The organism is Salinicoccus carnicancri Crm, from assembly GCF_000330705.1.
In the GTDB taxonomy this organism is placed as follows: Bacteria; Bacillota; Bacilli; order Staphylococcales; family Salinicoccaceae; genus Salinicoccus; species Salinicoccus carnicancri.
The window spans coordinates 467,118-480,430 of sequence record NZ_ANAM01000001.1 but is presented as its reverse complement, the minus strand read 5'-3'; the positions used below and the strand labels follow the sequence as shown (position 1 = coordinate 480,430).

The following is a 13,313-nucleotide window of genomic DNA, read 5'->3' as shown; positions in this document are numbered from 1 at the left end:
ATGAATTCATCTCATTATAATACCACTAAACAACGCAAAATAAAATATGTAGGCATCACCGGGAACCTACAAATGATCCCCGGCTGCCTTCAGCCGGGGATCATATCCCACCCTGTGGGAACTTTATATGTCCTGATCCGTCTCGATGAGTCCGTACTTGCCGTCGTTGCGTTTATATACAATGCTTGTGCCCTCCGTCTCCCTGTCATTGAAAACGAAGAAATCATGGCCGAGCATGTTCATCTGCAATACTGCCTCTTCAGAATCCATCGGTTTCAGCTGGAACTTTTTGGAGCGGACGATATAGCTTCCGGTATCGGCTTTGTCGTCCTCTTCCTCCCGGAATTCATGACTCGCATCCATTTCCAGTTTGGCGAAGAAGTCCTGCTCAGGATTCTTTTCCCTGAACTTGCGGTTGATCTTCGTCTTATGCTTCCTGATCTGCCTCTCGAGCTTGTCCACGATCAGGTCGACCGCCGCATACAGATCCTCGTGCTTTTCTTCCGCCCTCAGGGTCAGGTTTTTCATCGGAATTGTAATTTCAACTTTGCCCTGCTTGTTACTGTAAGTCTTGATATTGACGTGTGCATGTGTGTTCGGAGCATTTGTAAAGTAACGTTCCAGCTTGCTGACCTTTTCCTCGATGTGGTTCCTGATTGCATCTGTTACCTCAATATTCTCTCCTCGAATTTCACATCTGATCATAGTGAAACCCCCTCCTTCAATGCGTTATACTTCCTGCCTTCATTATATCAGAGTATTCAGGCTTTTGAAAACGTTAACACATCCGCCGCGCAGGGCTTCAGGGTGTAAATTTTCTCAAGTGCCTGATGCACAGTGATACCGGTAGTATAGATATCATCCACGACCAGAACCCGTTTCCCCGCAAGGCTTGAAACGGCCCAGTCATCCTTGAGATGAAATGGGTTGGGGGCCGTGAGACGTGCGCGCCTGCTGTGTTCGGACTGCCGTTCTGCTTTGTCTGTGGCAAGGATATCCCGGTACGGGACCTTTGCCGCACGAAGCACCATGGAAGTCTGATTGTACCCCCGTTCCTCCATCCTTGCGGCAGATACAGGAATCGGTATGGACATATCATATTCCCCGAAGCGGCATTTCAAAAACATTGCAATGACTTCACTGAGTGCCGCATCTTTTGTAAATTTGTACCTGTGGAAAAGCATTTTCACTTCCCCCGTGTAATCCATCATGCACATGATCTTCCCCGGGCGCCTGTAATTTTCCGCGAGAAAGCGGCAGTCCGGACACTCATCCCTGTCCATGAGACGATGGCAGGAGGCGCACCGTTCCCCGGGGCGCCACAGGGAAAGCTTTTTCCTGCACGGCATGCAGAGCGGTTTTTGACGTTTGAACATCGTGATGAGATCGGCTTCCTCCCTGATACGCGAGTGGCAGTACAGACAGATCATAATGCCGCCCTGCCGGCATTGAATTTCTTGATGATTCTGATCGTCCGGCGGATATGTCCGGTATTGTATGCAGCCATGAACCAGATGTTCCCCACAGGATCATCCTTTTTACGCCCGGTCCGGCCGCATATCTGGACCAGGCTGTCTGAATTGAATGTCTCAGCTCCCACAACAATCACATCCAGATTTTTGAACGTCACACCCCGCTCCAGTATGGTAGTCGTAAGCAGTACCCGCGCCCGGCCGCTGCGCATGCTGTCCACTTTCCCATACCTCTGCTCATCTCCACTGTAGACCGAGTCGGCACCCGGGAATTTTTCGGCCACGAGCGGCTGCAGCTTCTCCATCAGGCTGATTTCCGGCACAAATACAAGGACCCTGCGCCCTTTTTCGAGTATGCCGGCTATCAGTCCTTCCAGCCCGGCAGGCAGCCTGCGCCTGTTGACATCTTTTGCAATGCCCTGCCACACGACCTTCGGTATGGCCAGGTCATGCCCGTGATATCTCCGTGTAAGAGTGACCACATTCTCCTCCCCCGCAAATTCGATCATGCTCCTGTTTGGTGTCGCTGTCATCAGTACAGTGGTGGACGATGCGGCTGCGGCCCGACGGACGGCATTCAACAGCTGCCTGTCCGAGGACATCGGAAATGCATCCGTCTCGTCCACGATGATCAGACCGAAATGGTCGATGTAATTATAAAGCTGCTGCACAGTGCAGACGGTAAATCTATGTTCGAATGTCTCCTTCACCCCGGTATAGAGCAGGTCGATGTCAGAATCCCTGAAGGCACCACTCAGCCGGAGATGCACTTCCTTGACCACATCGATGCGCGGCGAGACGAACGCGACATTCATCCCCTGCCGGCGGGCAAGTGATATCGCCTCGAAAACGATCTCTGTCTTGCCCGCACCCGTCACAGCATAGAGCAGCATGTCTGAATGTGCAAAAAGTGCTTTGACAATCCGGTCTGAGGCAGCCTGCTGCGCTTCGGTGAGCTCAAAGTCAAGATGATAGCGGCAAGCCTCAGGTTTCTTTGCCGTCTGGATCGCCCGCAGCGGCGTCACGCTGTCGGAGCGGCCGATGCTTACACACTTCAGGCAATAGACGATGTCCATGCCGTGATATGCGGAGTGATATTTATAGAAATACCGTTTCACATCATTGCTGCAGCGGTGACAAATATACTTATCCGGGTCCACTCCCCGCTCCATGTAGATTTCACCTTCCATATGTTTGATTATCATGTCTCCACCTCCTCATAAAAAAGACGCAGCCAAATAAGCTGCGTCATGAATATCCGGTTTTATCATACTTGTGTGTCCACTTCATATGTCGTATATCCGAGCCCGAGCGCACCCTCACCAAGATGCGTCCCGATGACGGGCCCGAAATAGCTCAGCCTGAAGGTTATTCCGGGATGCTTTTCGCGAAGCGCGGCGAGCCACTCTTTTGCCTCCGCTTCGGCATTGGAATGGATCACGACGGCTGTGACCGGCTTGCCTTTGTGGAGTTCCATCTCCGTTTCAAAAACGTCCTCCACTTTCTTCATCGCCTTTTTCTTTGTACGTATCTTCTCATACGGCACAATCTGTGCCTCCTGGAACTCAAGGATCGGTTTCACTTTCAGAAGACTGCCGATCATTGCCTGGGCATTCGTCAGGCGGCCGCCCTTTTGGAGATTCGTCAATGTATCCACGATGAAGTACGCATTCGTATTTTTCTTGCGTTTCATTTCATCGAGTTCCCTAAGCAGATGCTCAAGATCCATGTCGTCTTTGTGCTGTGCTGCATACAAAGCAAGGAAACCCTGGACATAGCATGCCACTTCGGAGTCCACGGCATGGACTTCTATCCCCTGGACACTCTGGCCGGCGGCAATCGCATTCTGGTAGGTGCCGCTGATCTTGCTCGAAAGATGGACGCCTATAACATCCGTGTATCCTTCACGCCGCAATGTTTCAAGCAGCAGTATATAATCTCCGATCGAAGGCTGGCTCGTCCGTGGCAGCTCCTCCATATTGCGTATCCTGCCATAAAATTCATCGGGCGTTATCTCTTCGTCCTCCTTGTACGATTCATCACCGATGACTACGCTGAGAGGAATTGTGCGGATATCGTATTTCTCCTTCAATCCATCAGGCAGATAGGATGTCGAATCCACCACGACTGCAATCTTCATATGGGTTCCTCCAATTCTTCATTCACACTTAAAAATATTCTACTACACACTACCTGTTTCCGTCCACGTCGGGCCATGTGTTAAAATACAATGGAGAGGTGAATCTAATGGAACAGCAGTATTTGAACAGACTCGATACAGATACGGAGACCATCATCAGCAAATCACGCTTCATTGCATACATCCGGCGCACACCGACAGAAGAGGAGGCGAAAGCGTTCATCGGCGACATAAAATCACTGCACAAAAATGCCAACCATAACTGCAGCGCCTACATAATCGGCGAAAGTGCCCTGATCCAGAAGGCGGACGATGACGGCGAACCCGGCGGGACTGCCGGCGTGCCGATACTTGAAGTGCTGAAGCAGGAGGGCATGTATGATACCACCATCGTCGTGACCCGGTACTTCGGGGGGATCAAACTCGGGGGCGGCGGACTGATCCGGGCATATTCCGGTGCCGCTTCAAGTGCCGTAAAAGCATCTGGTAAAGTGGTGAAAATACCGGTGGTCCCGATGGAAGTGACAATGGATTACACGAACACCAGCCGCTTCGAGCATTATCTCGGCGAGACTGATATTGAAATCAGGGACACCCGGTATACGGACAAAGTCACCTATCTCCTCCATGTGAAGGAAAATGACAGGAATGCCTTCACAGAGCGTCTTCAGGAAATCACAAAGAACACCCACGACCTTGATGAACACGATATCATCCAGGCCGAGGGTGCAGTCTGATTCTTATGAAAATATTTTATGCACGAACCGCCGCACAAAATTGAGCACAGGTTTCCGGTCCGATTCCGCAAGATCGATCGCCTCTACGACGATTTCTGTCGTAAAGACCAGCAGCAGCACGATGATCACCGAGCCCGGAATCGTCGACAGATACAATATGATACTGCCGCCCGCATACAGCAGAGCGATGAAATAGATCAGGATCACGCTCTCCATATGAGAATAGCCGAGGTTTCTGAGCCGGTGGTGTATATGGCTTTTATCCGCCTTGAAAAGGGACACTTTGCTGCGGTACCGCCGCAGGGCGGAAAATGCCATGTCGATGAATGGCACCGCCAGGATGATGATCGGAAAGAACAGGGATATGAGCGTGATGTTCTTGAACCCCATCAGTGAAACGACCGCCAGCACAAAGCCGAGCAGCATCGCACCGTTATCCCCGAGGAATATTTTTGCCGGATGGAAGTTGTAGACCAGGAACCCGAGACAGGACCCGATCAGTATGACACAGATCATCATGACGAACAGATTTCCCTGCAGTATCGTAATCAGCCCGATGCTTGACAGCGCGATGACAGATACGCCCGTCGCCAGGCCGTCGAGCCCGTCGATGATATTGATTGCGTTGATGATGGCAATCATCCAGATCAGCGTTATCGGTATCGTCATCATCCCGAAGTCGATTGACACGCCGAACGGGGTGATATTGTCGATTACGATGCCGTAATAGATCGGCACACTGCTTGCAAGCAGCTGTCCAATGAGTTTCAGAAGCGGCTTGAGGTCATATTTGTCATCGATAATACCTACGATGACAATGATGGTGCCGCCGATGATGATGGATTTATATTCCGCCTCTATCGGGCGCGCGATCATGATGCCGATCACCATGGAAATCAGAATTGCCACGCCCCCGAGATATGGTATCGGTTTGGCGTGGACCTTCCGGAAGTTCGGGTAGTCGACAAATCCAAATTTGCGGCTGCCCCATATGAATATCGGCATCAGAATCAGCGTTATTAAGAAAGACACCGTGAGTAAAAATAAAGTATACATATCATCACCATCTGTAAGATTTCCAATTTACTATATCACATTACTGTTTAAATATGGAATGTATATTGTATTTTGCACAATAATAATTTTCATGTCGTCCGTTTCGTTGTATAATTGTATCAATATGAAAAAGGAGATTCATAATGAAAAGAACTGACAAAAAACGAATGCATCCCGCACTCAAAGTGCTACTTGCGTTTTTGATTATTTCGGTACTGATTTTCGCAGGAATCATAGCTTACGTCTACATCAATCTTAAAGGTGCGGCCGACAAAATGTATGACGATGACTTCTCCGACTCCTCATCAGAGATGAGGGAGACCGAGGTCAACGTCAAGGACGGCGACCCGATCTCCGTCGTGCTGTTCGGTACGGACAGCGACGCAGAACGTGAATCACAATCCATGGGCCAGCGTTCGGACACAATCATGGTGGTCACCCTGAACCCGAATGCAGATGAAGGGAAAATAGTGAGCATCCCGAGGGATACACAGGCGGAAATCGCCGACCGGGGCTCTGTTGAAAAGATCAACCATGCCTATGCATACGGCGGACCGGAACTCGCCAAACGGACGGTCGAGAATTTCCTGGATACCCCTATGGATTATTTCGTTTCAATTGACATGGACGGATTTGAAAACATCGTCGATGCTGTCGGCGGGGTAACGATTACCAGTCAGGATACTTTCGAGCAGTCCGGCTATTCGTTCACGGAAGGACAGACATACGATATGGACGGTGAGGAAGCCCTTGCTTTCTCAAGAAGCAGGAAATCCGCAGGTGCAGGCGGCGACTCCGGCAGACAGATGCGACAGCAGCAGGTGGTCCAGGCGATTACCAGCGAAATGGTGAGCCTCCAGACCATTACCAACTTCAATTCGATACTGGATGTACTGAGCGACAACATACGGACAAACATCCCGTTCGGGGAAATGAATGCACTCCGCTCCAACTACCAGAATCCGGCACAGAATGTCGAACGCCTGACTCTTGAAGGAATCGACGACCGCGGTCAGGACGGCCTCTGGTACTTCTTCCCGGATGACCAGTCCTACAATGGTGTGAGAACAGAACTGCGTCAGAATCTGGAACTCGAAGAATAACAGCAGACAGGGAGGGATAGTATATGCTGATTGATTTTGTGCTCAACATATCGCTGACGATAAGCGGCATATATCTATTCCATCGCCTGCAGTATACGGAAGATAGACGGCTCATCGATTCCGGCATCTTCCAGGCACTGCTCATGACGACGCTTGCGGTGCTCCTTTTGATGGTGCCCATCCATGTATCCGGCATCACTTTCAGCCTTTACTTCATACCGCTGATCATACTGGTCAAGTACAGTGTACCCTACTATATGCTCGGCTCACTCGTTGTCGTATATCTGTTCCATCATCTGATATTCGGCTACGGCTGGCAGGTCTATGTAATCTTCTCTGTACTGTACATTGTCGTCATGGCAATACTGCCGTTTCTGAAGTTTGAGAAGCTCAGGACCCTGACCTCTGCGTGCATCGTCTTCTCGATCCTGTATGTACTCGGCATCAATCTGCTGATCAGTGACCTGACCCTGTGGCAGATGCTCATATTCATCGGCACAAGCACCACTGTCATGTTTTTTGCAATGATGATGTACGAAGACATCAATGCAATACTGAAGCTTCTGAAACGCTATGAGGAAGACGAATACAAGGATTACCTGACCCAGCTCGGCAACATCAAATCATTTGATGAGGAAGTCAACCTGCTGATAGACGAAAGTGAGACACTCAGCCTCCTGCTCATCGACATCGATAATTTCAAAGTCGTCAACGATACGCACAGCTATGTTTCAGGAGATGCCCTAATCAGGCAGATGGCAAACCTGCTTGATAACCATGTTCCGGGCGGCGGGTCTTTATTCCGCAACAGCGGGGAAGAATTTGCCATGGTCATACCGAACCTGTCATTCGATAAGACGGTGCGGCTTGGCGAGGCGATCCGCAACAGTGTGGAGCAGGCGCGCTTCCATATCAGTGAAGAGGAGACCATCAGCCTCACCGTGTCGATCGGCGTGGGCTACAAGGATGAAGCCGATGTTACGAAGGGGAGGATGTTCACAGATGCCGACGATATGCTCCATGCAGCAAAAAAACAGGGACAGAACAGAGTGATGTTCATCCCCTATCTAAGTTAAAAAGCCAATCCCGGGCGGGATTGGCTTTAATCTTCTACGGATGATAAAGTGCTCAGTGTGATTTTCTGATGGGAACCATTCCATTTCGGCTCCCCGTCCACAAAATAAAAGGCCTGCGGGGATTCATGCCTGATGCCGAAAGTTTCACTTATATAATCGGAAAGCTTCCGGTGATCCTGGACGACCAGATAGTAACCGTCCATGTCCCTTTCATAATGGAACTTCTGGAACTCTTCGAATGCAGCCGCCGAAATCGGACAGGTGCTGCTGTGCTTCATGAAAAAGAAGGTCTTCTTTCCATCCAACAGCTTTTGAAAAGAGTCAATCGTTGTCGTCTTGGTTAACATTTCATCACCTTCTCAGTAAACTTTTACTAATTTATCATTTATCCTGAAAATAAGCAAATCTGTCTTTTCCCATATGTTATAATGACAGGGATTGGAGGTATTACCCATGAATAACAAATCGCTCAAACGCTGGACTTTCCTCGATACGATAAATGCTGCACTGCTCATCGTGGTCATACTGTTCATGCTCGATTTCCAGAATAATGCGACTGTCTCCTGGATTCTGCTGGCAGTGTTTGCATTCTGGGCTGTGACGGTCATACTGAGAAACGTCTTCATCACGAAAGTCATGAACGACCCGAATCACCCCATGCATCCGGATCAGGCCGCACAAAAGGATAACACCAAAGAATGAGAGTGGACTATTCGAGTTCACTCTCAATTTCGTCTATGCGGCCGTAATAATTCTCATCCAGCTTCTGGTACGTCTCCTTCATGGGTATGATGCTCTGCAGCTGCAGGCCCTGGAGAGTATCATTGTAAGTCATGGTATTCTTTCGCTCCTGATAATACTTTTCAAACCCATAGTACATTTCAAGCGACAGGCTCCGGATGCGGATTGCGCTTTCCGTCTCCAAGTTCATCTGGTTGAGTGATTTGATATGCGCTTCAATGGCGGGCATCATCTCCTCATCGATATGCCTCTGTTTTTCATCGATGGATTCGTCCCCCTGGAGCAGCTGTGATTCGGATTCCAGCGATTCGCTGTTCTCATTGATCTGTTCTATGAGACCGTCGATTTCACGGACCGCTTCCCTCCCGTCGGTGTTTTCTATGATTTCGTCCCGCTCTTTCTGATTCTCCATAAAGGACTGGCTCAGCTCTATGAGTTCCTCATTTGATCTGACAGACATCAGATAAGCTTTTACATACTCATCCAGCTGGCGCGCAAAATCCCGTTTGATTTCCACACTTTCCCGAAACGAATCATGCATTTCGGCCAGTTCTTCGTTATTCACTTCAACGGCTTCGATTTCTTCCGACATCTGCTCAGTGACCGGCAGTATGTCCTCCTCCAGCTTCGTGCTGATCGACTCCAGACGTTCTGTGTCGACATCCACACTTCTCGAGGACAGCTCTTCAGGCAGATATTCGTAATCAAGTGAGTCGGCCGCTGATGTAAATTCTTCATCAAGCGCATGGACTTCTTCCATATCCGCCATGTATTTCTCCATATCTTCCGCGAGTGCATTCGAACACCCGGAGAGGACAGTCAGGCCGGCCACGATGACAAGTCCCGACATATTTTTCAAAGAATGATGCAAAAGGTGTCACACCCTTGTTCTAGTATCGTTGTGTTACACTGGCTGTCAGTGGCTAAACAAAATATAGCACACATCAGATTAGTGTACAATGCGCTTAATTTATCATCCCATTTCCAAAAATGGGCCACTTCCATTATAATATACATAGTCAATCCCACTCGAAAGGAATTACTACGGTGAATACTACGCAAACCGAAAAAGATCTGAAGGCACTCCTTCTGGATCCTGATATCAAAGTATATGAACCATTAAAAAACTACACCTATACAGAGACGGGCGGACCCGCCGACTACTACGTCACGGTCCATAATGTCGAAGATGCCTGCCGGGTGCTCCGCTACAGTGCGCAGAAACACATACCGGTCACATACCTCGGCAACGGCTCCAACATCATCATCCGCGACGGCGGCATCAGGGGCATCGTCCTCAATCTGCTCGAACTGGATCACCTTGAGGAAGAGGCGGGAATCATCACTGCAGGCAGCGGCAGGGCGATAATCGAAGTTTCCAATTTCGCATACGAGCGGGCGCTCGCCGGCCTGGAGTTCGCCTGCGGCATACCCGGAAGTGTCGGCGGAGCGGTCTATATGAATGCGGGCGCATACGGCGGGGAAGTGAAAGACTGCCTCCTCGAAGTCACTGCAATCGACAGGGAGGGGGAAATCATCACTCTCAAAAATGAGGAGCTCGGTCTCGGCTACCGCAAAAGCATAGTCCAGGAGAACGACTATGTCGTAGTGGAAGCAAAATTTGCACTGAAACCGGGCGATGCTGCGGACATAAAATCCATCATGGATGACCTCACATACCGCCGGGAATCAAAGCAGCCCCTGGAATTCCCATCATGCGGCAGCGTGTTCCAGCGCCCGCCAGGCAATTTCGCCGGGAAGCTGATCCAGGAGGCCGGGCTCCAGGGACACCGCATCGGCGGTGTTGAAGTCTCGACGAAACATGCCGGTTTCATGGTCAATGTCGACAGCGGTACAGCCGGTGACTATGAAGACCTGATCCGGCATGTCCAGCAAGTCATACTGGATGAGTTCGGTGTACAGCTGAACCGGGAAGTCCGTATCATCGGCGACCCTGTATACAAACGTGCAGACAGGCATAAGTGATATGCATAGAGCAAACCACCCCGTCCGGAGACCCGGACGGGGTGGTTCAATGTGTTCAGCTATTTCATTTCAGCCATGCCCGCTTCAATTTCTTCAAGCTGTGCCATACCGCTCAGGTAGCCGCCTGAGTTCAGATACCATGACTGCGGATTGAGTTCGATGATATTATCGTTCTCAACAGCATCAACGTCCTGTGTGACGTCATTTTTGACAACATCAACCGGTGTCGCCTCACCTTCCGAAACAGCGGCCCCCCGGTCCATCACAAGCATCACGCCCGGGTTGGTTTCAGCGATGAATTCAAAGCTGACCTGGTTGCCGTGGTCATCCGTCACTTCGCCTTCCTCCTGTTCACCTGCGGATTTGAAGCCGAGGTCTTCATACAGGAAGCCGTAACGGCCGCCCACACCATGGAATGAAAGATCCCCGCCGTTCGTCTGTATGAACAGCATTTCTTTGTCCGCTTCGGTCACTGTCTGGTTCACTTCATCGAGTTTCATCTGCATGTCAGAGACCAGTTCGTCGGCTTCATCCTCGACATCATACATTTCTCCGAGGAATTCTGTCATCTCCATGATGTCCTGGAAATAGTTGTTGCTGTCGGCAGCTACGAATACGATCTGCGCATCAGGCGCCGCAGCTTTCATCTCTTCGACAGTCTGGGTATTTGACTGTCGGCCGTGGATCATGATCACTTCCGGCTGCAGTTCCGCAAGTGTCTCGAATTCATCCGGTTTGAGACCCCCGAGATTGGCATACTCATCGGATTCGAACTCTTCATTCACCTCGGAAAGTGATGCATTGTTGTCGCCTTTCGGCAGACCGATGATGTTCTCTTCAATTCCCAGTGCCTTGAAAGTTGATGCCACACCGAGATCGTAGATGGCAACTTTATCGGAATTCTTTGGAAGCTCAACCGTTTCATTTACTTCTGTTGTATCGCCTTCTTCGCCGCGCGGAGGTCCACTTTCATAGCTGTTCTCATAAGTGATCGTCTCACCTGAACCTTCCTCCGAACCTGCTTCGTCAGTTTCAGCGCCTTCTCCTGATGATTCTCCGCCGCATGCTGCAAGTACAAGTACCATGGCCATGGCGGACATTAAGTAAAATTTCTTAAAATCCATTGTAATACCTCTCCCGTTAAGTATATTTTCAGCCCCCGCTAAAACTATAAATACATCCGATTAAAGCTGCCACCACCTCCTTTAAGGTCAGGCGTATCATGCTCTCAGCTGTTCATGAGCCACCGTCTGTGCATATTCCTGTGCGTCATCTTCTGTGACGTCACCTGCCTGGTCATCGAAATATATGCAGATATTATGACCGAATATACACTGTATATTGATTTCCATTTCGTATATTTCCTCGAGTATGCTTTTCTTGATCACTTCATGCTTCGTCCCGCTGACGGCAACCCTGCCGTTCTTCAGTGCTATGATATTGTCGGAATAGCAGGAGGCGAAATTGATATCATGGATGACGATGATGATCGTCTTGCCCTTTTCGCGCACGAGCCTCCTCAAAATCTGCATAATCTGCACAGAGTGCTTCATATCAAGGTTATTGAGCGGCTCGTCCAGGAAGATGTATTCAGTATCCTGGACAATTGTCATCGCAATGTACGCACGCTGCCTCTGTCCGCCGGATAGCTCATCGATATGGCGATCCTCAAGTTCCCCGAGTTCCATATATTCGATCGCTTCATCTATTATCCTGTGATCCTCGTCCTTCAGGCGGCCCTTGGAATATGGATAGCGGCCGAAGCTGACAAGTTCGCGCACCGTGATTTTCAGCTCGAGATGATTCGTCTGCTTAAGTATGGATATCCGTTTAGCCAACGCATTGTTCGGCTGGGTGAATATGTTGTCACCTTCGATCAGCACTTCGCCGCTGTCTTTATCGAGCAGCCTGGTGACCATTGAAATGACAGTACTTTTACCTGCGCCGTTCGGACCGATCAAAGAAGTGATCTTGCCTTTTTCGATTGACAGTGACACGTCGTCGACTACTTTCTTCTCACCATATGACTTAGCAATATCTCTTACTTTTATCATACTTTACTCCTCCTAAGCATTAGATAAATGAAGTATACACCACCAACCAGGTTGATGATGACACTCAGTTCGACACCGCCGTCGAACATGAACTGTATCGTCATCTGACCGAGCACAAGCGTGATGACACTGATCAGCACTGAACCGATGATCAGATAGAAGTGCCGGTATGTGCTGAACAGCTCGTGGGCGATGTTTACAACCAGAAGCCCCAGGAACATCATCGGACCGACAAGCGCTGTTGCCGCCGAAACAAGGATCGCAATGACGATGAGCAGCTGGGATACTTTCCTGTCGTAGTCCACACCAAGGTTCATGGCATGGTCCCGGCCGAGCGACATGACATCGAGTGAATTGAAATCTCTGAGCACAAACAGAACGCACAACAGGACGATGACGCCCGTGATCCCGAGCAGTGACTCATCAACTGCACTGAATGAGCCGAACAGGCTGTTCTGCAGGATCAGGAAGTCCTCGGGGCTGATCATCATCTGCATGAATGTGGCCAGGTTGCCGAACAGGGTACCGAGAATGATACCGATAAGCAGCAGCAGGAACACATTGTTCTTCGTGAATCTGAATAAATACCTGAAGACAAACAACGTGAAGATTACAAGCAGCAGCATGCTGACAAAATAATTCGCCTTGCTGTTCAGCACAATTGCTGAAGATGCGCCGCCGAAAAATATCATGGATGTCTGTATGAATACATAAACGGAGTCCAGCCCCATTATGGATGGCGTCAGGATCCTGTTTTTGACTATCGTCTGAAATATCACCGTCGATACCGCAATCGCAACACCCACGATGACAATCGCAACAACCCGCTTCGTCCGCGACGGCAGCTGATAGAAGTAGATTGCCGGATTCAGATCATAGAGCATGTACAGTGCCACAGCACCGATGGCGCCCGCGGTCAATATCAATAACAACTTATTATTCGTCATT

The 13,313-nt window shown here is 49.7% G+C and carries 15 protein-coding genes; 5 read left to right on the top strand and 10 right to left on the bottom strand.

Annotated features, from left to right (window positions below):
* Nucleotides 1–123: 123 nt before the first annotated feature.
* The 4 genes from hpf to C792_RS0102560 all read right to left on the bottom strand — a co-directional run bounded on the left by hpf (nt 124) and on the right by C792_RS0102560 (nt 3,612).
* A complete protein-coding gene (gene hpf / locus C792_RS0102575; RefSeq protein WP_017547878.1) occupies nt 124–705 on the bottom strand; it encodes a ribosome hibernation-promoting factor, HPF/YfiA family in 582 nt (193 codons plus the stop codon).
* Nucleotides 706–761: 56 nt separating this feature from the next.
* Nucleotides 762–1,430, bottom strand: coding sequence for a ComF family protein (locus C792_RS14135; protein ID WP_017547877.1), 669 nt, complete (start codon nt 1,428–1,430; stop codon nt 762–764).
* Nucleotides 1,427–2,677 (bottom strand): DEAD/DEAH box helicase family protein, encoded by a 1,251-nt coding sequence (locus C792_RS0102565; RefSeq protein ID WP_017547876.1) that lies wholly within the window; start codon nt 2,675–2,677, stop codon nt 1,427–1,429. The genes C792_RS14135 and C792_RS0102565 overlap by 4 nt, the downstream gene beginning before the upstream one ends.
* Nucleotides 2,678–2,739: 62 nt before the next feature.
* Nucleotides 2,740–3,612, bottom strand: coding sequence for a DegV family protein (locus tag C792_RS0102560; protein WP_017547875.1), 873 nt, complete (start codon nt 3,610–3,612; stop codon nt 2,740–2,742).
* A gap of 107 nt (nt 3,613–3,719) precedes the next feature.
* On the opposite strand from C792_RS0102560, the gene C792_RS0102555 reads away from it, so the two are divergent.
* Complete coding sequence (locus tag C792_RS0102555; protein WP_017547874.1) at nt 3,720–4,349, top strand: YigZ family protein; 630 nt, start codon at nt 3,720–3,722, stop codon at nt 4,347–4,349.
* 3 nt (nt 4,350–4,352) lie between these two features.
* On the opposite strand, the gene C792_RS0102550 is transcribed toward C792_RS0102555, so the two are convergent.
* Nucleotides 4,353–5,405, bottom strand: coding sequence for a glycosyltransferase family 4 protein (locus C792_RS0102550; RefSeq protein ID WP_017547873.1), 1,053 nt, complete (start codon nt 5,403–5,405; stop codon nt 4,353–4,355).
* A 143-nt stretch (nt 5,406–5,548) separates the two neighbouring features.
* Here C792_RS0102550 and C792_RS0102545 point away from each other — a divergent pair, with 143 nt between their 5' ends.
* Nucleotides 5,549–6,508, top strand: coding sequence for an LCP family glycopolymer transferase (locus C792_RS0102545; RefSeq protein ID WP_017547872.1), 960 nt, complete (start codon nt 5,549–5,551; stop codon nt 6,506–6,508).
* 23 nt (nt 6,509–6,531) lie between these two features.
* Nucleotides 6,532–7,584: a GGDEF domain-containing protein GdpS gene (gdpS, locus tag C792_RS0102540; RefSeq protein ID WP_017547871.1), complete on the top strand. Its 1,053-nt coding sequence runs from the start codon at nt 6,532–6,534 to the stop codon at nt 7,582–7,584.
* 26 nt (nt 7,585–7,610) lie between these two features.
* On the opposite strand, the gene ytxJ is transcribed toward gdpS, so the two are convergent.
* Nucleotides 7,611–7,931 (bottom strand): bacillithiol system redox-active protein YtxJ, encoded by a 321-nt coding sequence (gene ytxJ, locus C792_RS0102535; protein WP_017547870.1) that lies wholly within the window; start codon nt 7,929–7,931, stop codon nt 7,611–7,613.
* 106 nt (nt 7,932–8,037) lie between these two features.
* Between ytxJ and C792_RS0102530 the strand changes: the two genes are divergently transcribed.
* Nucleotides 8,038–8,286 (top strand): hypothetical protein, encoded by a 249-nt coding sequence (locus C792_RS0102530; RefSeq protein WP_017547869.1) that lies wholly within the window; start codon nt 8,038–8,040, stop codon nt 8,284–8,286.
* A gap of 7 nt (nt 8,287–8,293) precedes the next feature.
* On the opposite strand, the gene C792_RS0102525 is transcribed toward C792_RS0102530, so the two are convergent.
* Entirely contained in the window at nt 8,294–9,196 is a 903-nt protein-coding gene (locus C792_RS0102525) for an EMYY motif lipoprotein (RefSeq protein ID WP_017547868.1), read from the bottom strand.
* 167 nt (nt 9,197–9,363) lie between these two features.
* Here C792_RS0102525 and murB point away from each other — a divergent pair, with 167 nt between their 5' ends.
* Entirely contained in the window at nt 9,364–10,311 is a 948-nt protein-coding gene (murB, locus tag C792_RS0102520) for a UDP-N-acetylmuramate dehydrogenase (protein WP_425413713.1), read from the top strand.
* A gap of 59 nt (nt 10,312–10,370) precedes the next feature.
* Here the strand turns inward: murB and C792_RS0102515 are convergent, their stop codons facing one another.
* The 3 genes from C792_RS0102515 to C792_RS0102505 form a co-directional block, all read right to left on the bottom strand.
* The gene (locus C792_RS0102515; RefSeq protein ID WP_017547866.1) at nt 10,371–11,435 is read right to left on the bottom strand and encodes a siderophore ABC transporter substrate-binding protein; all 1,065 of its coding nucleotides are present in this window, start codon (nt 11,433–11,435) and stop codon (nt 10,371–10,373) included.
* Nucleotides 11,436–11,531: 96 nt separating this feature from the next.
* A complete protein-coding gene (locus C792_RS0102510; protein WP_017547865.1) occupies nt 11,532–12,365 on the bottom strand; it encodes an iron ABC transporter ATP-binding protein in 834 nt (277 codons plus the stop codon).
* Nucleotides 12,362–13,312, bottom strand: coding sequence for an iron chelate uptake ABC transporter family permease subunit (locus C792_RS0102505; RefSeq protein ID WP_026090192.1), 951 nt, complete (start codon nt 13,310–13,312; stop codon nt 12,362–12,364). Before C792_RS0102505 ends, C792_RS0102510 begins: the two co-directional genes overlap by 4 nt.
* Nucleotide 13,313 lies beyond the last annotated feature (1 nt).

Excerpts from the sequence above, each read along its gene's own strand:
- hpf (WP_017547878.1), bottom strand. The coding sequence starts at position 705 with ATGATCAGATGTGAAATTCGAGGAGAGAATATTGAGGTAACAGATGCA.
- C792_RS14135 (WP_017547877.1), bottom strand. The coding sequence starts at position 1,430 with ATGATCTGTCTGTACTGCCACTCGCGTATCAGGGAGGAAGCCGATCTC.
- C792_RS0102565 (WP_017547876.1), bottom strand. The coding sequence starts at position 2,677 with ATGATAATCAAACATATGGAAGGTGAAATCTACATGGAGCGGGGAGTG.
- C792_RS0102560 (WP_017547875.1), bottom strand. The coding sequence starts at position 3,612 with ATGAAGATTGCAGTCGTGGTGGATTCGACATCCTATCTGCCTGATGGA.
- C792_RS0102555 (WP_017547874.1), top strand. The coding sequence starts at position 3,720 with ATGGAACAGCAGTATTTGAACAGACTCGATACAGATACGGAGACCATC.
- C792_RS0102550 (WP_017547873.1), bottom strand. The coding sequence starts at position 5,405 with ATGTATACTTTATTTTTACTCACGGTGTCTTTCTTAATAACGCTGATT.
- C792_RS0102545 (WP_017547872.1), top strand. The coding sequence starts at position 5,549 with ATGAAAAGAACTGACAAAAAACGAATGCATCCCGCACTCAAAGTGCTA.
- gdpS (WP_017547871.1), top strand. The coding sequence starts at position 6,532 with ATGCTGATTGATTTTGTGCTCAACATATCGCTGACGATAAGCGGCATA.
- ytxJ (WP_017547870.1), bottom strand. The coding sequence starts at position 7,931 with ATGTTAACCAAGACGACAACGATTGACTCTTTTCAAAAGCTGTTGGAT.
- C792_RS0102530 (WP_017547869.1), top strand. The coding sequence starts at position 8,038 with ATGAATAACAAATCGCTCAAACGCTGGACTTTCCTCGATACGATAAAT.
- C792_RS0102515 (WP_017547866.1), bottom strand. The coding sequence starts at position 11,435 with ATGGATTTTAAGAAATTTTACTTAATGTCCGCCATGGCCATGGTACTT.
- C792_RS0102510 (WP_017547865.1), bottom strand. The coding sequence starts at position 12,365 with ATGATAAAAGTAAGAGATATTGCTAAGTCATATGGTGAGAAGAAAGTA.
- C792_RS0102505 (WP_026090192.1), bottom strand. The coding sequence starts at position 13,312 with ATGACGAATAATAAGTTGTTATTGATATTGACCGCGGGCGCCATCGGT.